Annotated in this window: 24 protein-coding genes and 1 riboswitch; of the genes, 18 read left to right on the top strand and 6 right to left on the bottom strand. The window is 37.3% G+C overall.

The genetic code is table 11. From position 1 onward, the window contains the following. The first annotated feature begins 207 nt into the window (after nt 1-207). Both ACWPVE_RS01125 and ACWPVE_RS01120 read left to right on the top strand, forming a co-directional pair. The gene (locus ACWPVE_RS01125; RefSeq protein WP_453990082.1) at nt 208-1,542 is read left to right on the top strand and encodes an FAD-dependent oxidoreductase; all 1,335 of its coding nucleotides are present in this window, start codon (nt 208-210) and stop codon (nt 1,540-1,542) included. Nucleotides 1,543-1,860: 318 nt separating this feature from the next. Next, complete coding sequence (locus ACWPVE_RS01120; RefSeq protein ID WP_453990080.1) at nt 1,861-2,577, top strand: metallophosphoesterase family protein; 717 nt, start codon at nt 1,861-1,863, stop codon at nt 2,575-2,577. Nucleotides 2,578-2,663: 86 nt separating this feature from the next. Here ACWPVE_RS01120 and ACWPVE_RS01115 read toward each other — a convergent pair whose 3' ends face one another. Both ACWPVE_RS01115 and ACWPVE_RS01110 read right to left on the bottom strand, forming a co-directional pair. Further along, nucleotides 2,664-3,443 (bottom strand): response regulator transcription factor, encoded by a 780-nt coding sequence (locus ACWPVE_RS01115; RefSeq protein WP_453990078.1) that lies wholly within the window; start codon nt 3,441-3,443, stop codon nt 2,664-2,666. Continuing rightward, nucleotides 3,418-5,190 carry a sensor histidine kinase gene (locus ACWPVE_RS01110; RefSeq protein ID WP_453990075.1) on the bottom strand — a complete coding sequence of 591 codons (1,773 nt, stop codon included), beginning with the start codon at nt 5,188-5,190 and terminating at the stop codon, nt 3,418-3,420. Before ACWPVE_RS01110 ends, ACWPVE_RS01115 begins: the two co-directional genes overlap by 26 nt. Before the next feature lie 226 nt (nt 5,191-5,416). On the opposite strand from ACWPVE_RS01110, the gene ACWPVE_RS01105 reads away from it, so the two are divergent. The 11 genes from ACWPVE_RS01105 (at nt 5,417) to ACWPVE_RS01055 (ending at nt 16,261) form a co-directional block, all read left to right on the top strand. Next, complete coding sequence (locus tag ACWPVE_RS01105; protein ID WP_453990073.1) at nt 5,417-6,769, top strand: ABC transporter substrate-binding protein; 1,353 nt, start codon at nt 5,417-5,419, stop codon at nt 6,767-6,769. 66 nt (nt 6,770-6,835) lie between these two features. Then, the gene (locus ACWPVE_RS01100; protein WP_453990071.1) at nt 6,836-7,774 is read left to right on the top strand and encodes a carbohydrate ABC transporter permease; all 939 of its coding nucleotides are present in this window, start codon (nt 6,836-6,838) and stop codon (nt 7,772-7,774) included. Nucleotide 7,775: 1 nt separating this feature from the next. Then, nucleotides 7,776-8,612: a carbohydrate ABC transporter permease gene (locus ACWPVE_RS01095; protein ID WP_453990069.1), complete on the top strand. Its 837-nt coding sequence runs from the start codon at nt 7,776-7,778 to the stop codon at nt 8,610-8,612. A 46-nt stretch (nt 8,613-8,658) separates the two neighbouring features. Next, complete coding sequence (locus ACWPVE_RS01090) at nt 8,659-9,015, top strand: cupin domain-containing protein (RefSeq protein WP_453990067.1); 357 nt, start codon at nt 8,659-8,661, stop codon at nt 9,013-9,015. 157 nt (nt 9,016-9,172) lie between these two features. Beyond that, the gene (locus ACWPVE_RS01085) at nt 9,173-9,529 is read left to right on the top strand and encodes a cupin domain-containing protein (protein ID WP_453990065.1); all 357 of its coding nucleotides are present in this window, start codon (nt 9,173-9,175) and stop codon (nt 9,527-9,529) included. Between the two features lie 35 nt (nt 9,530-9,564). Beyond that, nucleotides 9,565-10,650, top strand: coding sequence for a Gfo/Idh/MocA family protein (locus ACWPVE_RS01080; RefSeq protein WP_453990063.1), 1,086 nt, complete (start codon nt 9,565-9,567; stop codon nt 10,648-10,650). A gap of 15 nt (nt 10,651-10,665) precedes the next feature. Continuing rightward, on the top strand, nt 10,666-11,580 hold the full coding sequence (locus ACWPVE_RS01075) for a sugar phosphate isomerase/epimerase family protein (protein WP_453990061.1): 915 nt from the start codon (nt 10,666-10,668) through the stop codon (nt 11,578-11,580). Continuing rightward, entirely contained in the window at nt 11,573-12,808 is a 1,236-nt protein-coding gene (locus ACWPVE_RS01070) for a Tm-1-like ATP-binding domain-containing protein (protein WP_453990059.1), read from the top strand. The genes ACWPVE_RS01075 and ACWPVE_RS01070 overlap by 8 nt, the downstream gene beginning before the upstream one ends. Next, nucleotides 12,801-13,646, top strand: a complete 846-nt coding sequence (locus ACWPVE_RS01065; protein ID WP_453990057.1) for a phosphoenolpyruvate hydrolase family protein — start codon at nt 12,801-12,803, stop codon at nt 13,644-13,646. Before ACWPVE_RS01070 ends, ACWPVE_RS01065 begins: the two co-directional genes overlap by 8 nt. A 136-nt stretch (nt 13,647-13,782) precedes the next feature. Continuing rightward, complete coding sequence (locus ACWPVE_RS01060) at nt 13,783-14,706, top strand: DMT family transporter (protein WP_453990055.1); 924 nt, start codon at nt 13,783-13,785, stop codon at nt 14,704-14,706. 202 nt (nt 14,707-14,908) lie between these two features. Beyond that, entirely contained in the window at nt 14,909-16,261 is a 1,353-nt protein-coding gene (locus ACWPVE_RS01055) for an IS1182 family transposase (protein ID WP_453990053.1), read from the top strand. 163 nt (nt 16,262-16,424) lie between these two features. Here the strand turns inward: ACWPVE_RS01055 and ACWPVE_RS01050 are convergent, their stop codons facing one another. Genes ACWPVE_RS01050 through ACWPVE_RS01035 form a run of 4 tightly spaced genes read right to left on the bottom strand, consistent with a single transcriptional unit; the run spans nt 16,425 to nt 20,468 of the window. Further along, a complete protein-coding gene (locus tag ACWPVE_RS01050) occupies nt 16,425-16,577 on the bottom strand; it encodes a hypothetical protein (RefSeq protein WP_453990051.1) in 153 nt (50 codons plus the stop codon). A gap of 15 nt (nt 16,578-16,592) precedes the next feature. Beyond that, the gene (locus ACWPVE_RS01045; RefSeq protein WP_453990049.1) at nt 16,593-17,792 is read right to left on the bottom strand and encodes a Ger(x)C family spore germination protein; all 1,200 of its coding nucleotides are present in this window, start codon (nt 17,790-17,792) and stop codon (nt 16,593-16,595) included. Beyond that, a complete protein-coding gene (locus tag ACWPVE_RS01040) occupies nt 17,785-18,891 on the bottom strand; it encodes a GerAB/ArcD/ProY family transporter (RefSeq protein ID WP_453990047.1) in 1,107 nt (368 codons plus the stop codon). Before ACWPVE_RS01040 ends, ACWPVE_RS01045 begins: the two co-directional genes overlap by 8 nt. Further along, nucleotides 18,888-20,468: a spore germination protein gene (locus ACWPVE_RS01035; RefSeq protein ID WP_453990045.1), complete on the bottom strand. Its 1,581-nt coding sequence runs from the start codon at nt 20,466-20,468 to the stop codon at nt 18,888-18,890. Before ACWPVE_RS01035 ends, ACWPVE_RS01040 begins: the two co-directional genes overlap by 4 nt. Nucleotides 20,469-20,814: 346 nt before the next feature. Here ACWPVE_RS01035 and ACWPVE_RS01030 point away from each other — a divergent pair, with 346 nt between their 5' ends. From ACWPVE_RS01030 to eutC, 5 genes are all read left to right on the top strand, one after another. Further along, complete coding sequence (locus tag ACWPVE_RS01030) at nt 20,815-21,048, top strand: nucleotidyltransferase domain-containing protein (RefSeq protein ID WP_453990043.1); 234 nt, start codon at nt 20,815-20,817, stop codon at nt 21,046-21,048. 133 nt (nt 21,049-21,181) lie between these two features. After that, nucleotides 21,182-21,637 carry a DUF6376 family protein gene (locus ACWPVE_RS01025; protein ID WP_453990041.1) on the top strand — a complete coding sequence of 152 codons (456 nt, stop codon included), beginning with the start codon at nt 21,182-21,184 and terminating at the stop codon, nt 21,635-21,637. Nucleotides 21,638-21,890: 253 nt separating this feature from the next. Beyond that, nucleotides 21,891-22,093, top strand: a riboswitch (cobalamin riboswitch). A gap of 196 nt (nt 22,094-22,289) precedes the next feature. Next, nucleotides 22,290-22,937, top strand: a complete 648-nt coding sequence (locus ACWPVE_RS01020) for a histidine phosphatase family protein (protein ID WP_453990039.1) — start codon at nt 22,290-22,292, stop codon at nt 22,935-22,937. A 349-nt stretch (nt 22,938-23,286) separates the two neighbouring features. Further along, entirely contained in the window at nt 23,287-24,645 is a 1,359-nt protein-coding gene (locus ACWPVE_RS01015; RefSeq protein WP_453990037.1) for an ethanolamine ammonia-lyase subunit EutB, read from the top strand. A gap of 14 nt (nt 24,646-24,659) precedes the next feature. After that, the gene (eutC, locus tag ACWPVE_RS01010) at nt 24,660-25,508 is read left to right on the top strand and encodes an ethanolamine ammonia-lyase subunit EutC (protein ID WP_453990035.1); all 849 of its coding nucleotides are present in this window, start codon (nt 24,660-24,662) and stop codon (nt 25,506-25,508) included. The last annotated feature ends 140 nt before the right edge of the window (nt 25,509-25,648 follow it).

Below are 25,648 nucleotides of genomic sequence, written 5' to 3'. Positions count from 1 at the left end.
AATGTCTCTGTTTTTGTTTGTATGCGTTTCAACAATGACAATATATCACGTTATTTTATGAAAAAGGTTGTTATTAAAACATGTTTCATATCCGTGAAAACGTTTGAAACATGTTTTAAGCTTCCTGAAAAGCCTAGATACAAGAAGAGCTCATCGGCTAGTATAGAGATAGAATGTTAGAAAATATACCTTTTTGGAGGCATACAAATGAAAAAACATTATGATATTGTTGTGGTTGGTGGCGGTCCAGCTGGAATTAATGCTGCCATTGCAGCAGGACGTAAAAATAAAAACGTACTATTAATAGAAAGACACGGATTTCTAGGGGGAATGTCAACCATTGCGAGCGTATACCCTTGGATGACGTTTCATACAGAAGATGGTAAACAAGTAATCAAAGGAATTGCGGAAGAGATTGTTCAACGCTTAAAAGACCTTGGTGCATCTCCAGGTCATCTGCGTGACACATGTGGGTTTGTTTATAGTGTAACTCCATATGATCCTGAAGTGTATAAGGTGCTTGCCGTAGAGATGTTAGTAGAAGCGGGTGTGGAGTTACTTGTCCATAGCTTTGTAGATCACGTAAATGTTGAAAATGGAAGAATTCAATCACTTGAAATCTCTTCAAAGTCAGGTCGTCAAACAATAAGTGCGGATATGTTTATTGATACTTCTGGCGATGCGGATGTTGCCTTTTTATCTGGAGCTACAACATTAAAGGGTAGAGATGAGGATCAAAAAACGCAGCCGTTAACGATGAAATTTAGAATGAGGGGTGTGGATCTAGAAAAAGTAAAGGAACAAATGATACAAAACCCAGAGAACTTTTTCCCGAAAACACCATTTTCAGAACTACAAGACATTCCGTTGACAGCAGTGCAAGGCTTCTATAAGGAATGGAAAGAAGCGAATGTACCGATTAATCGTGACCAAGTCCTCTTTTTCGCGGGCCCTGCTCAGGATGAAGTGCTTGTCAATATGACTAGAGTACAAGATTTGGATGCAACAAAAATAGAAGATTTGACACAGGCTGAATTTGAAGGACGTAAACAAGTCTTGATGGTAGCTGATTTTCTGAAAAAATGGATCCCAGGATTTGAGAAGGCTTCGATTTCAAGTACGGGCACTCAAATTGGTGTCAGGGAGTCTCGCCGAATTAAAGGAAACTATATCCTAACAAAAGAAGATGTTATTGCAGGACGTAAGTTTGACGATGTCATTGCCAAAAGCGGGTATCCAATTGATATTCATGCACCAAGTGGAAATGGTATGCAGGTTGCTTGGGTGGAAGGTGACGGTTCCTTTGATATCCCTTATGGCTGCCTAGTTCCAGAAGGAGTGGACAACTTGCTTGTTGCTGGACGTTGTATGTCGGCTTCACATGAAGCATTAGCAACGACTCGCTTAACACCAAGCGCAATGGCTACTGGACAAGCGGCTGGAACGGCTGCTGCATTAGCACTTACCACTCACACCACACCTGCAAACATTAACGTAAAAGAACTTCAAAATCAGCTTTTGAATGATGGGATGGTTCTATAAGGAGTGCTGAAAGGTATAAAGATATTGCTATAATTGAAGCAACCATTTATTGAATAGAGGAATCAACCTTAACGAACTAGGTGTTTTATTACACCAACATTTGTTAAGGTTTTTTCGTTTTTAGAGGGAGTTACGTGATAGATGATTGTCTTGAATGATCCCTTTACATATCGGAAAGGGTAAACACACTTGAAAAAAGTTTTACGAGTGATGAATGAACTATTTGAATTTTATGTTAAAATAGTGCAATATCGAAGAATAAACAGCTAGTACAGTCTTAGTAATCGATGAATACAGATTAAGACAGGGGGAATACCTGTGCGCAGGCTTGTTATTAGTGATATACATGGGTGTTTGGATGAATTTAATGATTTATTAAAACTCGTAAACTATGTACCAAATCATGATCAATTAATTTTACTTGGTGATTATGTGGACCGTGGAACTAAAAGTAAAGAAGTCGTTCAAAGAGTAATGGAACTATCTGAGCATGAACATGTAATCGTTCTACGTGGGAATCACGATGAGAGGTTTCTACAGGTCCTCAACTGGGACTCTGAATTATACGACATCTTTATAAAATACGGTGGAAAGGAAGCATTACAAAGTTATTGTCCTGACGCAGGAAACATGTCTATTCATGAAGTGATTCAGTATATTAACCAAGAGTTCTACAACCATATTGACTTTCTTCAACAGACAAAACTGTATTATGAAGACAATGATTTTATCTATGTTCATGCAGGTTTAGATCCAGCATATCCAAACTGGAAGGAACAGCCACCTTCAACTTTTTATACCATTCGTGATGAGTTTGTGCATAACAAAACCAATGTTGATCGGAAAGTCATTTTTGGACATGTCAACACGAATAAAATCCACCAATCATCTACTATTTGGTTTTCCGATGATAAGATCGGAATTGATGGCGGATGCGCAATGGGCCATCGATTGAATTGTTTGGAAATTATTGATAGGAATACGTTAAATGAGTATTATGTGGAGAGTAGTACACATTATGTTTCTTCAAAGTAGAGTATCTTTGACAGATTAAAAGTAACTTGCTTTATAGCTATGTATCAGTTGAAGTCAAAGTTAATAACTGCATAAAAGCCAAAAGATTACCCGACTGGGTAATCTTTTTTACATACTTGTCCATTGGCAAAGTATTTTTTTCGATATTCATTTGGAGTCATTTGATATATTTTTTGAAAAGTTTTTGTAAACGATTTAGGATCCTTATAGCCTACTAGTGTACCAATTTCATATATTTTCAGGTTTGGATTTTTTACTAACTCGCGCGCTTTTTCCATTCGAACTCTAGTTAAATAAGTTAAAAAAGTTTCTCCCGTTACGGATTTGAAGACTTGCCCAAAGTAATGGTCTGTCAGATGTAATCGATTTGCAATTTCCTTCAATGTTAATGGTTTTCCTAAATTAGTTAAGATATAGGATTGAGCACTTAATACAAGTCTTTCGTGATAAGTAGTTGGATCATCGTTCGTATTGGTATCTTCATTTTCATGAGGAGGGAGGTCCTTAAGTATTCGGTCAATCGCATTCATTAGTTCGTCAGTATCTATTGGTTTAAGTATATAGCCTTTGGCATTATATTTCATTGCTTTTTGAGCGTAAGAAAACTCTTCATAACCGCTCATAATGATAACCTGGATGGGTAATTCTTTCTCATAGATATACTTCGTTAGTTCAATACCGTCCATTTCTGGCATTCGGATATCCGTTAAAATGATGTCTAATTTCTCATTCTCCATCCAAAAAAGAGCTTCTTTCCCATTTTCAGCAGTACCAACCACATCGATATTCCGTTCGTGCCACTCATCCATAGATTTTAAACTATCGGAAATCAGCCAGTCATCATCCACTATTAACATTTTTAACATCTTGTACCTCCATCGGTATGGTAATCGTTACGGTTGTACCGTTGTTTAACTCGCTATCAACTGAGATCCCATAGGAACGACCATAATGTGCTTGTATTCTAGTTTGAACATTATAGAGACCGATTTTATTCTCATATTTTGCTAGTTCTTTAGAATTAAATCGTAACTGATGATTAATCTGTTGCAGTGTAGAGGAATCTATTCCAACTCCATTATCCTTAATCGTAAAAATAATATTCCGACCCTTCGTTTCCCCGATGATATCTAGACGTCCTTCGGATTTAAGGGGATCTATGCCATGAATAATGGCATTTTCAACAATTGGCTGCAGAATCAATTTTACTGATAAATAATCTTCTATCTCAGGGTTAATGGAGAGTGTGTAATTCAAAGGCTTTCTCATTCGAGCCTTTTGAATTTCTAAATAGTTTTGTATATAATTCATTTCTTGTTTAATGGGAATCTTTTCTTCAAAAGAGCTTATGCTAGATCTCAGAAGTCTACCAAGGAGAACAATTAATCGGCTAATTTCATGTTCTCTTTTTTTACGAGCTAATGAATTGATGGTTTCTAAGGTGTTATAAATAAAATGTGGATTAATTTGTAATTGCAAGGCAGTGATTTCTGCTTCTTTTTTTAGTTTTTCTTCATGTTTGACTGCTTGAATGAGTTTTTTTAATTCACCAGTCATTTTGTTAAATCCTTTTCCAAGCTCACCAATTTCATCTTTAGATTGTATCGTAATCTTTTCATCAAGATTACCTGACTCTACCTTTTTCATGACCTTACCTAGATTTTTTATTGGTGATGAAATTCTGTGAGAAATAAATAATGCCGCAAGTAAACAAATTAATGCGGTCGTGAGTGTAATGATAATAGAAATTTTTCTGAGTTCGGTGATCGGACCATAAAATGTGTCCTTTTCAAAATACTCTGACACATACCATCCTGTAAATGGGAATTCTTTGGTGAAGACAATGAATTCTTTGCCAGAATCACTTGTAATAGTAGAGCCAGATACTGAGGGTCCTATATTTTTAAATTCTAGGTTAATCTCTGGCGCTAACACAAGCTTTTCTTTGTCATGAATAAATGTTCCAGAATTTTTAAAAGTATTTCCTCCTTCACCTTGAAGTAATGACCTAACCAAATCTTCTTTAAAATCAATGATAAGGTATCCAAACGACTTTAATTTACGATCCCAGACTTTTTTTACATAGGAATAAACTCTTTGTTCCTTATTTACGTTTGTATATGGACGATTATGAAGGTACGAAATATGTGGAGTTGAGAAATTTATAAGTTCCAAGTCTTTAACCCATGGAAGATTTTTGAAATCCTCGTTTGAAAAATGTATGTCATGAGAGTATCCATAGTTATAAAAAAATCCATTATTACTAACAATCATAACCCCAGCTATTTCGGGTCGTATATTTTGAATACTTAAAAGTAGATCATCTAGCTCCAAAAAATACCTCGGGTGGTCTAAGGGATTTGAGTTTGTTAGAAATTCAGAAAAAACTTTACTTTCTGTAATACCTTTTTCCATCCTTTCTAAATCATATAAAAGTTTGGAAAGAACGCTCATCTTTTGTTCTAAAATATCATCAGCATGCAATTGTAGATTTGCATGTAAATTATTAAAGTATCTATCATACGCAATCCATCCTATAGCTCCCATTGGGATAAAAGAAAAAAGAATAAAGGTCATAAATAGTTTGAAAAAAATCGAGTTGATAAATTTCATTTCAACACCCCAATTTTAGGAAGTTTCTTTGAAACTTTGAAATATACCCACGATTCACCCCCCTTTTTTCCATTTTTTACTCCATTGAATGAAAATTTGTATGATTTACAATTATTAATAAATAAAACTTACTTATATTCTATGAAAAGGAGCGTGAAATGTAAAATAGTATTTTGTGAATCTCTTAGTGTTCAAAATGAATAATAGAAAAGGGATGGGGATGTTTATGAAGGGGATCAATCAAAAAATTTCTTTTTTACTAGTACTATTAATGTTTTTTACAGTAGCGTGTCAATCGCCGACATCATCAACTGGTGAGCAATCAAAAACAGATACGACAGAGGAAAACAACAACGAAACAGCAAGTGGAAATAGTGATGCACTTGATCTTATGATACCCAACTTCTACAACGATGTTGAGAAGCAGCAATGGGAGACTGTTGTTGACAAATTTAAAGAGTTAAATCCTGGGATTGAAGTGAATTTAACAACTGGGGATGTGCAAGTAGAGTCTGGTAAGTTGCCAACATTATTACAATCAGGAATTGAGCCACCAGATGCAATCTTGATGAATGCAGGTCCAGGAAGGGTCTCTATACTATCAGATGTTGATTTAATACAGTCTCTCAATGAGCTCTATGAGAAGAATAATTGGAAGGATGAACTTAGACCTTTTGCATATGACCTTATTTCAAAAGGGGAATACATTTACGAGGTACCACACATGATTGATGCGATTGGAATGTTTTATAACAAAGATGTTTTTGAAGAGCATGGGGTAGAGGTACCAACTACTAAAGATGAATTTTTGAAAGCGCTTCAAACCTTGAAAGATGGAGGAGTTGCACCAATCACTGTTGGAGCAAGAAATGGATATGCAATTGGTTGGATTTTTGGAGTGATGATGGAAAGTGTAATGGGAACGGAGAAAGTAGAAGAATTACTATATGGGGATGGAAAATGGAATGACCCTGAAGTAGTAAAAGTAGCGGAAATGTTAGCAGAATGGGTAGATGAAGGCTATATTACCAAAGAGTCAGTTACACAAACTCAGGCAGATTCTAAGTTCAGATTTTTATCAAAACAAGCTGCTATGGAATCAGAAGGTACGTATCTCATTACCGATTTAGCAGATCAAAACCTTCAAGACAGTGTGGATATGTTTATGATGCCATCTTTTGTTGATGGGAAAACAGCGAAGCCTGTTGGGGGTGTTGGACAGACTTGGGTAGTTCCGACAAAGGCAGTCAATGTTGATTATGCTGAAAAATGGTTGGGATTCATTTTATCAGAGGATTTTAGCAATATTGTATTAAACTTCCCGGATTACAACTTTATTCCAGCATCTAAGGCATCTATGGACATTGAACCTGTTGTAGAAGTATTAAAGTCTGCAATGAAACAAATAGAAGAAGGTTCTGGATACAATCCTAGTGTATTTATTGGTGTTGAAGCGAAGGAAGCTTATTATCAAAATCTTCAAGGACTTGTAGGTGGGTTAATTTCACCACAAGAGGCGATGGAGAATATTGAAAAGGGTGCAGAAAAAGACCGAGCAAATGGATTTAGTTTAAAATAATGACTTTTATGGGGCTTGGTCAATTCAATCATTTGACCAGGTCCCGATTAAGAAAGGAGGCCATCGATGAGTCAATCACCACCTGCGTTAGAAATGGATAAAAAAAGTGTATTAGCCGTTAATAACAAAACGAAAATGAAAGTCAAGAAAGCTATTACAGTCGCTTCTTTTCTTCTACCAGGCTTGACATTGTACGCGATATTTATGCTATATCCAATGATTGACGCAATACGTTATAGCTTCTTCGATTGGGATGGAGCATCACCATCCATGAATTTCGTAGGATTAGAGAATTATGTCCAACTAACAAAAGACACTATTTTCTTAAAAGCATTAGGTCATAACTTATTATGGGTCGTACTCAGTCTTACTTTAATGGTCGTTCCTACCTTAGTATTGGCAGTATTAATCAGTAGAGTGAAGAAAGGTAAGATGTTTTTTAGGGCAGGGTTTTATTTACCAAGCGTTCTATCTTTGGCTGTTGTTGGAGTGCTTTGGTCTAAAATCTACGATCCGATGATGGGACCAATCAATGTTTTTCTAAGAAGCATAGGATTAGAGAGTTTAGCAAAAAACTGGTTAGGAGAGCCTTTCTTTGTTATCCCAGCTTTAGTTATCGCAAGTACTTGGGCGTTCTATGGATTATATTTAATACTTTTTCTAGCAGGTCTTCAAAGTGTTGATTACAGCGTATATGAAGCTGCAGACATTGATGGTGCTGGTCCAATCAGTAAGTTTTGGCATATTACGATTCCTAGTTTGAGAAATACATTAAATGTCGTCATCAGTATGGTCATTATCCATGCACTAAAGGGATTTGCATTAATTTGGATCATGACACAAGGTGGACCATTCTACATGAGTGAAGTTGTCTCCACATATGTGTATAAAGCTGCATTCAGTATGAACAAAGTTAGTTATGCAACTGCTGGAAGTGTGGTATTAGGAATTATCGTAATTGCATTTACGATTGGCTTTAACTATTACAGGGAAAGGACTGAATAGGATGGTAACAAAATTAAGGCATTTAAAAGGATCCCAAGTAACTCTGTGGATTACATTATCAGTATTGTTACTTTTCATAACATCTCCTATTCTATATGCCATATTAGCGAGTTTTAAATCGAATATGGAGATTTTTAATTCACCTTTCTCATTGCCAAAATCATGGAATTTCGATAATTACATCGGTGCATGGAATTTAGGAAACTTTAAAACCTATTTTCTAAATAGTGCATTTATAACGATAGGTGGTATGGTCCTAGTTGCATTAGTGGCTGCACCAGCTGGATACGCATTTGCACAACTTTCATTTAAAGGAAATAATTTAATCTTTTATCTCGTTTTATTAGGGATGGCACTCCCAGTTCAAGCAATTATTATTCCGATCTTTTTTCAACTGAAAGCGATGGGAATGGTGGATACTCTAACAGGTGTAACGTTAGTATCAGCAGGACTTGCACTTCCATTTTCAATATTTCTAATGAGAAATACGTTCCGAGACGTGCCAAGAGAATTGCGGGAATCTGCGGCTATTGATGGTGCGGGGGAATGGAGAACCTATTGGACTATTATGTTACCACTTGCCAAACCAGGTTTAGTAGCACTGCTAATCTTTACATTTATGAATATCTGGAATGATTTCTTACTTCCACTTGTTCTATTAATTTCGCAAGAGAAATTCACAATTTCATTAGGTCTTTATTCATTCCAAGGGGAACAAACGACAAACTTTGGATTAATCTTTGGAGGAACTGTAATAAGCATGATTCCAAGTATTATTGTGTATTTAATCTTCCAGCGTTCCTTTGTTGAAGGGATGGCAAGTGGAGCAAATAAATAATAGAAGATTCAGCGTTAGAAAATAAAACAAAAGGAGAGATTTTTAAATGGCTACAATTACAGATTTATATGTGGGGAAACACACAATTAAGAACGATTGGGGTTCCATTCAATGGCTTAGCGGTCAAGAAATCGATCCTGATTCTGAAATGACGTTTGGAATGGTCTATATCAATGCTGGTGAATCAAACCCACGACATATTCATCCAAATTGTGAAGAAGTTATTTTCGTTATATCAGGTGAGTGTGAACACAGTTTAGGTGATGAAACTTACCATCTAAAACCAGGAATGATGCTCCGTATCCCAAGAGGTGTACCTCATAATGCAACCGTTACCAGTTGGGAACCATGTAGAATGATTATCGCTTATTCGGCACCAGATAGACAAACAATCGGTGAATAAGATTAACAAAAATATTCTCTTCAATCTAATGAAAAAGTTTAGTTACGTATTATTACGAATCCCTATTTTAACAACTCAGACTACTTTGTTGAGGAGTATAAGTGGATAGTCGTTGGATATTTAAATCGGTGAAATATTAACAAAGGAGAGATTTTAAATGGCTACAATTACAGATTTGTATGAGGGAAAACACCTGATTAAAAATGATTGGGGTTCCATTCAATGGCTCTGCGGTCAGGAAATAGATCCAGATTCAGAAATGACGTTTGGAATGGTCTATATCAATGCTGGTGAATCAAACCCACGACATATTCACCCAAATTGCGAAGAGGTTATTTTCGTTCTATCAGGAGAGTGTGAACATACGTTAGGAGACGAAACGTATCACTTAAAACCAGGCATGATGTTACGTATTCCTAGAAATGTACCACATAATGCAACGGTTACTAGCTGGGAACCATGTAGAATGATTATCGCTTATTCAGCTCCAGATAGACAAACCATTGGTGAATAAACGCAAACAATTCGAAACAAAAAGGAGACCAGATGATGGAACCGATTAAATTTAACTATGAATATACGAATAAAGTTCGCATCGGATTTATAGGTTGTGGAGCACATGCATATCGAAATGTATATCCTACCTTTGATTATGCACCGATAGAACTTATTGCCGTGTGTGATTTAAATCAAGAAAGAGCTGAACTTTACAAGAAACGTTTTGGTGCAAAAAGTGCGTATACCGATTATATGGAAATGATAAAAAAAGAGGATCTAGATGCTGTATTTGTGGTGTTGAATTTTGATAAAAATGGTCATCCAATTTATCCGAAAATTGTTCCAAACATTCTTAAAGCAGGACTCCCTGTTTGGATGGAGAAGCCGCTTGCACAAACTGTAAAAGAAGCAGAGGAGCTACTAGAAGTAGAAGCTCAGACTGGCCAGACAGTACTTGTATCGAATAAACGTTTTTTCTATCCGACTTTTGTAAAAGCTAAGCAAATTTTACAATCTAATAGTTTTGGAGAAGCCGTTTCAGTAAGTGGTAGATATCCTTTAACATTATCTCCATTCGACGAAAAACTTGGAGAGAGAACAGGATTACATTGGTTCTTAGACATTTGTCACCCGATGTCAGGCATTCAATTCCTTATGGGCGATGTGAAAGAAATGATGTTTATCGAACATCAGCCAAGTGGGAATGTTCAAACTCTATTAAAATTCAAGTCTGGTGCTATAGGAAATCTAGAATTGCCTTCAACACAAGCAGATACAAGTCCATTTGAACGTTATGAAGTGATTGGGAATAAAGAAAATATCGTAATCGATAATGCAATTCGACTAGCCTATTACAGGGGATCAAAGGGTAGTGGAGAATACGGAAAAGCTCCAATCTACATTGGAGATAATCCTGTAGAAGGTCCAGTACATTGGGAGCCTGAATTCTCACTAGGGCAAGTATACAACAAAAACTTGTTTTTGCAAGGAATGGTTCAGAGTGTAAATCATTTTGCCCATGCAGTATTAAATGATAGAAAAGTGGAACTAGCGACATTAAGAGACGCTGTTCAGCTAACAAAGATATTCGAAGCATATAAAAACAATCGTTCAGGTAAATGGATCACAATCGAGTAGACAGGGGGACAAAAAATGAAGTTTAGTATTTTCACTGACATGTTAGGAACGGAATCTTTTCAAGAATCGCTATTACATGCAAAAAGCTTAGGATTTACAAATGTTGACCTAAGAGGAAAGTTAAATGGATCTACGATTGATGATATTACACCAGAAAAAGCACGAGAATTAAGTGCAATGATTAAAGAGCAGGACTTACAAGTAAGTAGTCTTAGCTCTTGGGCTGTTAATTCTTGTACATTCTCAGGTCCTCCAAAATATGACAACTATGATGAAGAACACCATAAGCAAATGGGTGAGGTGTTGAACCGACTATTTGATTTAGCAGATATCTTTGGTTCAACGTATATTCGTATCTATTCTTTGTATCGCCAAGAGGATTTCAATTTACTTTCAGACGAAGAGAAGGATGCGCAATATCGTCACAATGCGAATGTCATGCTTCGTCATGCGGAACATGCGAAAACGAGAGACAAGATTCTTTTAGTAGAGAATGAACCACCAACTCTTACAAGTAGTGCGTCAGAGCTTGGCATTCTTATGAAATATACAAATCATCCTAACCTAAAAATTAACTGGGATATTTTGAATGGCTGGAGAGCGGGAGAATACCCAACAGTTGAAGCATATGAGCATATTAAAGGCCATGTTCATCAAACACATTTAAAGGGTGCATATCGTCTATCAAATTCAATCACAAAAGATAATCCAACAGGATTATTTGGTAACTTTGCTATCGCAGGTAAGGATGATTATGACCATGTACCAGTGATGCAAGCGATTGCCGAACATGATTCAAAAGCTATTTTAACAATTGATACGCATTATCCATCATTCTATGTTCAAGACCGCATTGGTGAGGTAGAAGTAGTTCGTCAAACGAAGACGTTTTTTGAGGGAATTGTAACAAAGGAGGGTGCACATGAGTAAGAAAATTGTTTTAGTAGGTTCATTGGATACAAAGGAAAAAGAGTTTTTATATGTCAAAGGAATTATGGAAGAGAATGGACTTGAAACCACTTTAATCAATACAGGTGTTTATCCTGCTTTTACAGATGGAGATATTTCCAACGAGGAAGTCGCCAAGGCTGGCGGCTCCTCCTTGAAGGAGTTACGTGAAAAGAATGATCGTGGTACGGCTGTTACTGTCATGGCTAATGGTGCCAGGAATGTTCTAAATCAATTAGTAAATGAAGGCAAAGTTGCCGCCGTGTTTGGGATGGGTGGAACGGCAGGAACAACGGTAGGGGCTACAGCAATGAAAGATGTTCCAATTGGAATTCCTAAGCTATTGGTCTCCACAGTTGCATCTGGTAATACAAGACCATATGTTGGTGAGAAAGATATTATGATGATGTATTCAATTGTGGATATTGCAGGTATTAATAGCCTCTCTTCACTTATCCTAAAAAACGCTGCCAATGCGCTAAGCGGTATGGTGAAAGGGAATGAAATTAGTATTGAAGTTGAAGAGAAACCAATGATTGGTGCAACCATGTTCGGAGTTACGACTCCTTGTGTGAATCAAACTCGAGAAATTCTTGAGCAAAAGGGATATGATGTACTCGTTTTCCATGCCACTGGTGCGGGTGGAGACTCTATGGAAGCCTTAATTAAGGAAGGCTTCATTGAAGGAGTCGTAGATATCACGACAACTGAACTAGCAGACGGACTTGTTGGTGGAATCTTTAAATCTAGTGACGCACGACTTGAGGCAGCTGGTCAAGCAGGCATTCCACAGGTTGTTTCAGTTGGCGCGTTAGATATGGTGAACTTCGGTCCTCCAGAAACGGTACCAGAAATCTTCAAGGATCGAAAATTCTATCAGCATAATCCAACCACAACATTAATGAGAACGACAGTTGAAGAAAATCAAAAATTGGGCGAAACAATTGCTGGAAAATTGAACAAGAGTACATCACCAGTTACTCTCGTCTTTCCAAAAGGTGGCGTTTCATTACTAGATCGCGCTGGTCAGCCATTTGATGGGCCACAAGAAAGAGAAGCCTTATATAAAGCGCTTAAAGAAAATCTACAAGATCATATTACAATGATTGAAGTAGAAGAAGATATTAATGATCCAAGTGTTTCGGAGTTAATTGCTTCAAAACTGTTAGAACAAATGAATGCAAAGAAAGGGGATACAACACATGTCTAAATCAAGAGTGGAAGTCATTCAAAAATTAAAGGAAAAAATTAAAAACAATGAGGTTATTATTGGTGGGGGAGCAGGTACTGGTATTTCAGCTAAAAGTGCGGAAGCGGGTGGCATTGATCTAATCATCATTTATAATTCAGGTCGCTATCGTATGGCAGGTCGTGGATCATTAGCTGGATTAATGCCATTTGGAGATGCAAACCAAATTGTTGTTGAAATGGGTCATGAGGTGTTAACAATCGTGGAGGACACTCCTGTGTTAGCGGGTGTTTGTGGCACAGACCCATTCAGAAATATGGATGTCTTTTTAAAACAACTTAAAGAACAAGGATTTGCTGGTGTACAAAACTTCCCGACAGTTGGTTTAATCGATGGACAATTCCGTCAGAACCTAGAGGAAACAGGAATGGGTTATGACTTAGAAGTGGAAATGATCCGTAAAGCACATAATCTAGGACTTGTTACGTCGCCTTACGTATTTAGCGAAGAAGATGCGATTAAAATGGCAGAAGCAGGTGCAGATATTTTAGTTGCTCACGTTGGTCTTACAACCAAAGGTGCAATAGGAGCACAAACTGCAATGGGTATCGATGATGCAGTTGAACTCGTACAAAAAATTCATGATGCGGGTAAATCGGTTAACCCGGATATCATCGTATTATGTCATGGTGGTCCAATTTCTGAGCCTGAAGATGCAGCCTATGTATTAAGTAGAACAAACGGTGTGTCTGGATTCTTTGGGGCATCTAGTATTGAAAGACTACCAACTGAAAAAGCTATTTCTGGTCAAGTAAAACAATTCAAAGATATTAAACGAAGTTCAAAAGTTCAAGCATAAGGGAATATCTACATTTGAAATAAACACGTCACCATATTCGTAATCAGGGACCACTGTAATCTCGTATTTTTGTGAGGAATTACAGTGGTCTTTTTATGGAGTGAAGGTGAAAAAATGATGGAAAGGGGAGGAATGTGTGAAGCAGACGAATCTCTACGTACTGTTAATTGTCATGATGGCTGCATGGGGTTTTAATGTGATTGCTGTAAAAGTCGTTGTCTCTGAGTTTCCACCTGTCACAATTACAGCGATTCGTGTATTTATAGCATTTCTTGCACTAGTACCATTCATTTTGTATAAAAAATTGTATCGAAAATTAACAAGAAAAGAATGGTATTACGTCATCGGAATTTCTGTTTTTGGTATATTTGGTTTTCAGTACTTTATGTCAGTTGGTTTGAACGATACAACGGCAACAAATGCGGGAATTATTTTGGGAGCATCACCCATTGCTACGGCAATTGCAGCGGCAATTTTTCTAAAAGATACGTTCACGATACTAAGAGGATTAGGCTTTGTTTCAGGTTTTATTGGTGTGACTACCATCATCTTGGCAGGTAGTAATGAGGGATTTACTGTTTCAATCGGTGATGTGTACCTTTTAATCTCAGTCATTGTTCAAACCGTTAGCTTTGTCTTGATCAAGAAGGTCTCTGTAACACTCCATACTACTTATTTAACAGGAATTACCCTATTAATCGGTTCATTTATTCTCCTGATAAATGCGCTTATTACTGAACCGAATGGCATCTCTCGAATTCCAGAGGGGAGTGCTGTTGCTTGGGGTCTATTGATTTTCTCTGGTTATGTCGCTACAGGATTAGCATACTTAATTGTAAATGCCGCCATCCATAAGGTTGGAGCAGGGAATTCCGCCATCTTCTTAAATCTATCACCATTTTTCGCTGTGATTTCTGCCTATTTCGTTTTAGGTGAACGGATTTATTTGTCACATTGGATTGGCTTTGGACTGATTGTGATCGGTGTACTTCTAGGAACGGGAGTAGGGAAGTTCAAACATAAAAAGGAAGGGACAATCAGTTCGACTATAAAAGCATAAAAATATGAAACAGTCTTGAGGGTGTTCCATTTTCCACCTGATGAAAAGTATTTCTATTTAAAACCTAAAGAGAAAAGCACGTTACCAAAACGTGCTCAGGCTGTCGAGAAAGTCTCGACAGCCTTTATTCTTTTGATACACTTTACTAATTCACCGCATTAATATGTTATAATATAGTTAATAAATTAGGGTTGGTGATATTGTGTTAAATACTAGGGAAAATACACAAAATGAAATTGAATTTGTATCAATTGACGAGCTTGTTCCAGATAACCATCTGTTACGAAAAATAGATAAATACATAGATTTTTCTTTTATAATTGAGAGAGTAAAACCTTACTACTCTGAAGATAATGGTCGACCTTCGATCGACCCTCTTGTTCTTTTTAAAATGATGTTTATTGGATATTTTTATGGTATCCGTTCCGAAAGACAACTTGAACAAGAGATAAAACTTAATGTCGCATATCGTTGGTTTTTAGGTCTCAGATTTAAAGATCCTGTACCACATCATTCCACAATAAGCTGGAATCGCCATAAGCGTTTTAAAGATACAGACATCTTCCAAGAAATCTTTGATGAAATTGTTCTTCTTGCAATGAATCACAAAATGGTTGGCGGAAGAGTCTTATTTACGGACTCCACTCATCTCAAAGCTAATGCGAATAAACATAAATTTACAAGGGAAGAAGTTGAAGTAGAAACTCGTGAATATTTAAATGAGTTAAATAAGGCAATTGAAGAAGATCGTGCTGAACATGGAAAAAAGCCTTTAAAGGAAAAGGAGGAGGTGAAAGAAACAAAAGAGATTAGAGTAAGTACCACAGATCCAGAAAGTGGGTTTATGTCGCGAGACAATAAGCAAGAGATGTTCTGTTATTTAGACCATCGGACAACAGATTTGAAGTTTAACATTATAACTGATGCATTCGTAACTCCAGGTAATGTCCATGATTCAATACCATATCTTAGCCGTTTAGATCGTCAAATCTTACGATTTAACTTTAATGTGGAAGCTGTTGCTCTTGACTCTGGATACTTAACTAATCCGATTTGCAAAGGATTATCAGATCGTAAGATCTTTGGAGTTATTGCCCATAGAAGGTATCAACCAACAAAAGGACTCTTTCCAAAATGGAAGTTTAAATATAATAAAGAAAATGACATTTATGTTTGTCCAAATAGCGAGGAACTAACATATCGTTCAACTACAAGAGAAGGTTACCGAGAGTACAAGTCAGATCCCAAGAAATGTTCAACCTGCCCTCTTCTTGAACAATGCACTAGATCCCAGAATAAGCAAAAAGTTGTTACTCGTCATGTTTGGGAAGATCATAAAGATAAGGTGAGGCTAAATCGCCTCTCTCCAGAAGGGAAAATTCTTTATAAGTTTAGAAAAGAAACCGTAGAGCGAAGCTTCGCAGACTCAAAAGAGCTGCATGGGCTTCGCTACTGTAGGTTACGGGGAATTAAAAATGCTAGTGAGCAGGTATTACTTACAGCAGCCTGCCAGAACATGAAAAAGATTGCCAACCACCTAGCCAAGCAAGGCTAGATGGTTGGGAGTGATATTTTCAAGATTTTTGATAAAGAATAATGTCAACTTACAACTACAAAAACCACCGAAAACAAAAAGTGTAGAGAAAAAATACCCCTTTCTCTACACTCTGAGCACGTTACCAAAACGTGCTTTTCCTCTTTTCGAATGCTAATCCAGCTTATGACTTTCCCTGATCTCTTTTCCATGGGGGATCCGCATAGTAATGGAGTAATCTGTTTATCCTGTAAATCCCCCATGGAATGAGTGCAGATAATAGGGCAAGTGTAATCGTAAATAAGGAAGGCAGTCTATCGATAATCATACGCCACATATACGTTTCTCCTTTTTATTTAACGGTTTCAATGGATGAACCAATTTCTCTTAATTTAAAATTCACTTTTACTTCGACTTCAGCCTTTGAAAAATAGTTCTCTCCTTTTTCCCAATTATCTTTGACGGATTCCCATGTTCGATAATGTTCTTGCTTTAAGTGTTCACCCAAACCAATGACATCGGCATTAAATTCTTGTTGTAGCTTTTCGATGACGTGAGTGATAAGTCGTTCTATTTCGTTTTTGGCATTGTTTTCAATTTCACGTAATGCTTTACGATCCAGTAAGTCTAGGTTTCCGTAAGATTCCCCAACGTTTCCATCAGAGTTTATTTCGAGTGAAAATTTCATTCGGTTCTTGTCCAAATTATTTACCGTGATTTTATTTTTGGTATCCTTGATTTCAACTGCAAAATATTGGTTCTTAACTAAAAACTCGATGACTGCACCTGTCACATCACTATGAATGAAATTCAGGGCGATTGTTTCTTTTTCATCTAACGTTCCAAGCATTCTTTGATCATGGGCGTCAAAAACGGCCGCACCAGATATATCTGCTTGTTTATCTTTCACGACAAGTCTCGGTACAACAAAACTCGTTCCAATTAATAAATTCTCATGAACTTCCCCTAGGTTGGTGGGGGGTAGCATTCTAGCTGTTTTCACTGTATTTTGAGTGATCGCTTCAAGGAACATTATTGGGATGGGTTCGATTTTATGGTCAATATTTAAAGCATCTCTTGCTTCACCATCTGTCACCATTACCTTCGCTGCACGTCTCATCTCATGATCACGTACAAATAAATCAAGTGCATCGTATAAATATCCTTGTCTGGCAAGCTGCTCTGACAATACAATAATTTTCACATGTTGCAGGAAGGGGGAGCGGCTAAGTCTGGTGGAGAGCTGTCTTGTGATTTGGAAAATCGTTTTCCCTTCGGAGGTGACATTTAAGTAGGGATTGCCACCAGATGATCCACCATCTGCTTGCCCACTCGTTCCATTCCCTTGAAAGCTAGAAGGGACTACAAATTGGTAGGTCAATCTATAGTTTTCCTTTCTGACACCTTCAGGACTTTCTCCAGAATTCTCTTCTGTTGTATCAATGGCAAGACCCACCACAAACCCTCTCTCTTCAATTTCTACACGATCCCAGCACCCTGTAAGTGATAAAAGGATGAAGAGGATTCCTGACAATTTTAAGAGTTTAGCCATTGCCCTTCACTCCTCGTAGTTTTGCAATCAACAGTAGTAGTACGGGAAAGAACATACCAAATCCAATTCCGATATAGCTAATCAATTCACCAAAGATTGCTAGTTCTAATACATTCTGAGGTACCATCGCAATGATAAACATGATGGGTGAAAGGATAAAAATCAATGTCATACGTTTTACCTTTTTAAATACAGCGTTCAATGCAAGCAGGGTGATGTCGTATGCCATGGCTGCCGTTGTAAAAAGTGTCATCACCCAGATCGTAAAAAAGAGTGATTCAAATCTCTCGAAAAACCCACCTGGGATTTCAACTAATCTTGCTAATTCAGCTGTGGGGTAGAGTAAATTTTCAGTTACATCTGTACTGAAGACACCAATGACAATAATAAAGACAATTATATATAACAATAAGGGGATAGAGATCCCAATCATGACGGACTTCACCATTTTATTTGGTTCGTTCATGAACATATTATAAAATAAGAAAATTTCAAAACCTAAAAATGAGAATACCGTTTCCTTTGTAGCTTTAAAGATCCCACTCCATTCGGTGACAAAAAAGGGCCTAACATTTTTGACCTCAAAAAAGTTAATATTTAATAAAATTAAGACGGCCAATATCAAGAGAACGATAGGTAAAAACATTAAATTGAGGCGAAGAAGCACAACACTTGGTCCAGAAACGGCATAAATCACAACCAGTAGAAACGTGAAACAAATCACCTCAATGGGCGTGTTATCGAACAAGTAGAGTTTTGAAATATCAGCCGTACCCCTCATTTCGTAACTAACAAATAACATCGCATAGAGGGCAAATAGAATCGTTATAATGGTTGCCGCTTTTTTATTTATAATTAAACACACTACATCATATAGATTTTGCTTAGGGAATTGAGTCGTAAGCTTACCTAGCACCCAGGTAAAGAAAAGAACGAGCATGCCTCCAAAAGCAATTGAAATTAATCCATCAATTGACTTTGTCGTACTAACAATTGTACGAGGAAGTACAAGGATTCCAAATCCAATGACCATACTTGCGATACCCAACGTGACTTCTTTACTACCAATTTCATTGTCACCGTATTCAAACGTTTTCAAGAGTGTCCATCCCCTTTATTCGAACGTGTATCATCAACGGTCTGTAAATGTTGAGGTCGTTTGTGTTGTGCTGTTAATGGTGCACGTATGAATAAATCCTTCCAATCGTGATAAAAAGTAGGAGCAAATGGCGCCGAATAAGGTATACCAAAGCTCGTTAAACGTGCGATATGAATATTAATCATAATGTAAATGAGAATGATTCCATAAAGACCTAAAGCACCTGCTGCTAACATGATAAAAAATCGCAAAATTCGAAAGGCAATTCCTGCACTATAGGTTGGAATAGCAAACGAAGAAACAGCCGTTAATGCGACAATGACGACCGTGACAGGACTCACAATTCCAGCTTGAACAGCAGCTTCACCAATTACGAGACCACCGACAATTCCAATCGTTTGTCCAATGGTTTTCGGTAGACGAATCCCAGCTTCACGGAGAAGTTCTAAGGTTGCTTCCATTAATAACGCTTCAATGATGGCTGGAAAGGGCAGTCCTTCTCTTGAAGCTGCAAGGGAAAAGGCTAATTTTGATGGAATCATCCCTTGGTGAAAGGAAACAAGTGATATATATAATCCAGGTAGAAACACCGCAAGAAACGCTGCGACATATCGAAGGATTCGGATCAAACTACCAATCATCCAGCGTTCGTAATAATCTTCAGGTGATTGGAAAAGAGATACGAGTGTTGTCGGTGCCAATAAAGCAAAGGGTGTACCATCTAATAAGATGGCTACTTTTCCTTGTGTAAGCGAAGAAGATACCTTATCTGCACGCTCTGTATGTGTAACCAGTGGAAAAGGTGAAAGAAAACTATCTTCAATCCATTCTTCAATCGTTCCACTTTCTAGTGCATCATCAACATCAATATACTTTAATCGACGATTAACTTCGGCTAAAATGTCTGGATGAACAATCCCTTCAATATAACAAACAATTAAATCCTTCTTAGAGCGGCGGCCAATCTTACTAGATTCAAACCGAAGATTTGGATCCCTAACATGTCTTCGAATAAGCACGGTATTTGTACGAATATTCTCAGTAAAACCTTCGCGCGGTCCTCTAATTAGCGATTCAGTCATCGGTTCCTCAATCCCACGGCCAGCCCAGCCTTTACTTCCGATAATAAGTGCCTCATTCGTACCATTTACAAAAAGAGCAGTGTCACCAGATAAAATAGAAATCATCACTTTGTCCATCGTTTGTACCTTCGTTAGTTCATGGATGGAGAGAATGTCTTTCTCTACTTTTTTAAGAATCTCTACTCCTGTTGCTGGTATCTTCTGATTCCCATTCGCAAATTGTTGTTGAATATTTTTAACCACTTCTTCATTCACTAATTCTTTATCCACTAAACCATCGATACAAACAATCGCACAGCTATGTCCGTTTTCACCGATTGTGAGTTCTCGTATAATTAAATCAGCGGGAGAGTCTAAGATTTTTTTTATATTAGCTAGATTTTCGTTGAGATCAACATAGATTGTATCTGGTATGTCATGATCTTGATTTGAGCCCTCTTTTTTCGGTTGTTGCGGTTTTGATTTTGTTAAATGTTTGAATAGGTGCCGTAGCATCTCCATATCCCCTAACTTGCACAATTAGGCAGTGTAAAAAAGACTGTCCTTCCTCATAATTTCTCCAATTGTGCCTATATTATGTAGGGGAAGCGCAGGAAGAGTGAATTTAATTGAATTAGGAAGAACATTTTACAGCCATTCTTTGCGAACGAATTCGTCATCAAAGTCTAAAAATTAGGACACACGGTCTATACTGATAAATAATACAATATGTAAAATAGGAAATTGAGGTGTTATTCTGGAACTGCTTGAAGTACATGGCTTAGGTCATTATTCCAAAGCTGAATTAACGTCACACATTCTGTCTCATCTTGACGAGGCACTGAATGACTTCCAAATTGAAGTGAAAAAGGTAGCCATCATCGGTAGTAGACTATACAGTCATTATCATCCTGAAAGTGATTTAGACATTGTCATCGAGTATGCTGGAACGGAAAGAGAAGAAGATGTATCTCTGTCTTTGATGCATGAGGCCCTATACATTGACCATATAAAGGTGGATTTTCTACCTTTTTGGGATGTGAATGGGGAGAAGATTGGCAATCGGAAGCATGTTGTTTTATATGAAGAATCCTGACTGTTTGTAGGTTTATTAAAAATGAATGGGTAGAAAGACTATTCCTATCAATATACTGAATGGAAACAATTGGATTGAAACTTCCTCCAATTTGAAACGTATATAAGATATGCCGCAAATTGGAGGAGATCAAGTGAAGAAACGATTTTTAGTTTTTTCTCTCATAGGAATGCTTTTTCTTGGAGCTTGTTCCGTTCTGGATGATGTGAATAATACGTTAACATATGTGAATGAAGCAACAGATTATGTCAATGAGGTGAGTGCATTCGTAAATGAAGCACCAGACCTAGCCTCGCAAGCAGTTACGGATGAACAGGCTCGAGTAGAACTTGAAACGATGCTAACAGAAATGAAAGAAGACATCGAAATATTTAATGGTCTTGAAGCACCTGGAACCGCTGAAGACCTACATCAACAAATTGTTGATTACAACACCCAAGCGGAAGAAGGAATCAACGTCGTATTGGAAAATGTAGAGAATGGACAATTTGATCCAGCATTATTTGAAAATAGTGAAATCTTTCAAACGTTCCAGAACATAACCAATACAATGGATCAGATTCAGCAGCTAGGAGAATTAGGGGAATAGAACAGCAGTCACGATACATGTAAAACAGCTGTGATAATCGAGTTTTTGATTGTCACATTTTTTTATGTAGAAATGTAGTCAATGCATTTTGGTGTATATTCATTACTGTGGAAGACGTTGGTAATGTCTGCTAACTTTTTAGACGATTGTAGGGTCTAAAATATAGGATCCAATTTCTAATGGTTAGTTATACAGATACAATGATTTTACAAATGTAAAAGGTTGGAATATAATGCAGGTATATTTTCAAAAAGTGAATATGTAGCAAATAGGTTTCTTAATGTGCTCATGTTGAGCCATTTAAGACTAAGAGGGAAGTTGGTGCAATTCCAACACGGTCCCGCCACTGTAAGCAAGGAGGAAGGTTACACTTGATCCACTGTGCAACGAGCATGGGAAGGCGTATCCAACCGTTGATTTGTAAGTCAGGAGACCTGCCTATTTGTTTTGTTTAAGCTTCCTCGAGGAAAGGAATGTTTAAAGTGCGGCAATCTCTAAATTGCATTTGTTTGCTATTTGTTTTTTAGATTGCAAGTTATATATACGACAGGTATATACTGCCCTTTACACAACGCTTTCGTGAGGAAAAGCGTTTTTTTGTGCTCATAATCTCTAAAGAGCTACTTGGTATGGCGATTGAAGGAGGCGAAAGATGGGAACTTGCTATCATGTGGATTTATTTCTTGTTCGACATGGGATAACCGATTGGAATCAGGAAAAAAGATATTTAGGACATACGGACCGACAACTTATAAAAACTGAACTATATCAGCTTATCGATCTGAAAAAAGACCTTGTAAAGCAGGAATTTGATTCAATCTTTACTAGTGACTTACGACCTTGCCAAGAAACAGTAGACTTTTTAAATATCTCTTTGGAGGCTACCGTAGATTCAAGATTAAGAGAAATCGATTTTGGTGATTGGGAGGGCAAAACATATCATCAGTTAAAATATGAGCAACGTTATCGGGATTGGCTTGATGATTGGGAAGAAGTGCCAATTCCAAATGGTGAGACACCTGTATCATTCAAATCGAGAATTGATGCCTTTCTCGATGATTTATTTCAACAAGTAATGAAGGATCCAACAGGTGAGAAAAAACATGTACTCGTAATTACTCATGGAGGTGTCATTCGTTACATCGTCTCAAAATACCTCGCTTTAAAAACTTTTTGGGAAGATTCGGTTTCATATGGTCAGGGTGTAAGATTATCCATGCAGTATGAAGGGGAATGGAAATGCGATTCTTTAATGGCAGTGCCTGCTCGGAAAATAGAAACTTTGTTAGAGAAAGAATGAATTGATGTAATGAGGTAACTCTTATACAGACCATTCGCTAGAAGAGCAATGGAAAAGTGATTACAGTTGAACTTACGAATTGTCAAAACGATATAGATATTCGTAATGGGTTTAACGAATTATTAGGCATCTATCTTATCGAAGATTGTTAATAGTGCGAAAACGACCTTTCAAGTTTTCACACTCTTTGCTATAATAGGTATAAAGTGAAACGTTCAGGTAAAGGCGCCTTAACTCCAAGCCAATTCTATGGCTTGTGGTTAAGGTGCCTTTTTTACGTTATCAAAAAATGTGAACGCTTTCTTAACTCTGGATTGTAAAGGAAAACAAATAAATTGGAGGCTTAAAAATGTTTAAATGTACATTGAAAAATGAAGTGTATCAATTTCATTCCATTAAAGAGATTTTAGCAAAAGCAAGTGAGGAGAAATCTGGGGATATTATGGCGGGGATTGCAGCCCGTTCGAATCTAGAACGAATGGCAGCAAAATTTGTTTTAAGTGAATTAACGTTAAAGGACATTTACGAGGAACCAGTGATTCCATATGAATCCGACGAAGTGACAAGGATTATCTATGATGATATCAATCAATATATTTATCAAGAAATTTCGGGGTGGACGGTTGGTGAATTAAGAGAATACATCCTCTCGCACAATACTGGTTCTTCCCAATTATTACGAATCAGTAAGGGCCTAACAAGTGAAATGATTTCTGCTGTTGCAAAGCTAATGTCTAGTATCGATTTGGTGTTGGCTTCACAGAAAGTGAGACCGACTGCTCATTGCAATACAACAATTGGAGAACAAGGACGATTGGCGTTTCGTTGTCAGCCTAACCATCCCAATGACAATCTTGAAGGCATTCTTGCTTCCTTGAAGGAAGGACTATCTTACGGGGCAGGGGATGCAGTTATTGGAGTGAATCCGAATAATGATTCAGTAGAATCGGTATCTAGGATTTTACATATGACACATGATTTTATGAGACAGTGGGAGATTCCAACACAAAATTGTGTATTAGCACATATTGGCACACAAATGAAAGCAATTGAAAAAGGGGCCCCTAGTGGAATCATTTTTCAAAGTTTAGCTGGAACAAATGCAACAAATGATGATTTTGGAGTTTCAAAGTCTATTTTAGACGAGGCGGCAGACCTCATGGCGAAACACGGCACATCAGCAGGTCCGAATCAGTTTTATTTCGAAACAGGTCAAGGTTCTGAGGTATCACTTAATTCACACCATGGTGTGGATATGCAAACGCTTGAGTCAAGAACGTACGGTTATGCACGCCACTGGAAACCATTTATGGTGAATAATGTTTCTGGCTTTATTGGACCAGAAACTCTTTACGATGGAAAACAAATGATACGAGCAGATCTAGAGGATCTGTTTATGGGGAAATTGCATGGAATTCCAATGGGAATTGCACCTACTTATACAAATCATATGCAAGCGGATCAAAATGACCAGGAAATCGCTGGAATGTTAACCACATTAGCTGGTGCAAATTTTTATATGGGAGTTCCTGGCGGGGATGACGTCATGCTTAGCTATCAGGATACAAGTTACCACGATGATGCGAGTTTAAGAGAAATGTTAGGTTTACGTCCATTAAGAGAATTTGAGATTTGGTTAGAAAAAATGGGGATTATGGAAAATGGTCGCTTAACGGAACGAGCAGGAGATTTATCTATTTTTAAATAAAAGGAGATAATGGAATGGATATTCAAGACATTGTCAAACAAGTAATAGAAGAATTGGAAAAAAAGAAAAAGGGTTCCAGCAAACATGATCAACAAGACAATACCAAGAACCATATTATCGTTGAGAATAAAAGGGAAGTTGGAGTAGATAACCCAGTGGATTATGAGATCATTCAAAAAGCAAGGGCGATAACACCAGCTAGAATTGGTGTTGGGCGCACAGGGACACGATTTAAAACAAAGGAATATCTCTATTTTCGGATTGACCATGCAGCTGCACAGGATGCCGTATTTAATGGTGTATCAGACGAGTTTTTAGAAAAGATGAATCTACCCGTCCTTCAATCAAAATCAGAATCGATGGATGAATACTTAATGAATTTAGATAGTGGGCGTTTTTTAAACGACACGTCTAGAGAGTGGGCTGAAAAGAATCTATCAAAAAATAAACAAGTTCAAATTATCGTATCGGATGGCCTAAGTTCAACTGGGATCGAAGCCAATATACCAGATTTGCTGCCAGCATTAATACAAGGACTACAGGTGAAAAATATCTCAATCGGAGAACCTGTTTTTATTAAAAGAAGTCGAGTGTGGATCCAAGATGAGATTGCTTCGATCACAAATTGTGATGTCGTGATTTCCTTGATAGGTGAACGACCAGGGCTTGCTACATCCAAAAGTATTAGTGCCTATCTCATCTATAGACCAACAGAAAATACGGTTGAGGCGGATCGAACGGTCATATCGAATATACACGATGGGGGGATACCTCCAGTCGAAGCAGGTGCCTACCTCGCTGACATTATAGAAAAGGTCTTAACACATAAGGTAAGTGGTGTGAAGCTTACTCAATTATCCTAAACGTTGTCGTAACAGGTATAACGAACTGTCTGTGAACATTCGTTGTACCTGTTTTTTGTCTAAAAGTCTATGAATCTCATTTATTATTAAATTCACAATATTGACATAAAAATATAAGACTCTTATAATACTTATTATAT

This window comes from Bacillus nitroreducens (assembly GCF_964021195.1).
Note: the sequence above shows the minus strand (reverse complement) of the source record. Positions and strands in the feature narration are given on the sequence as shown.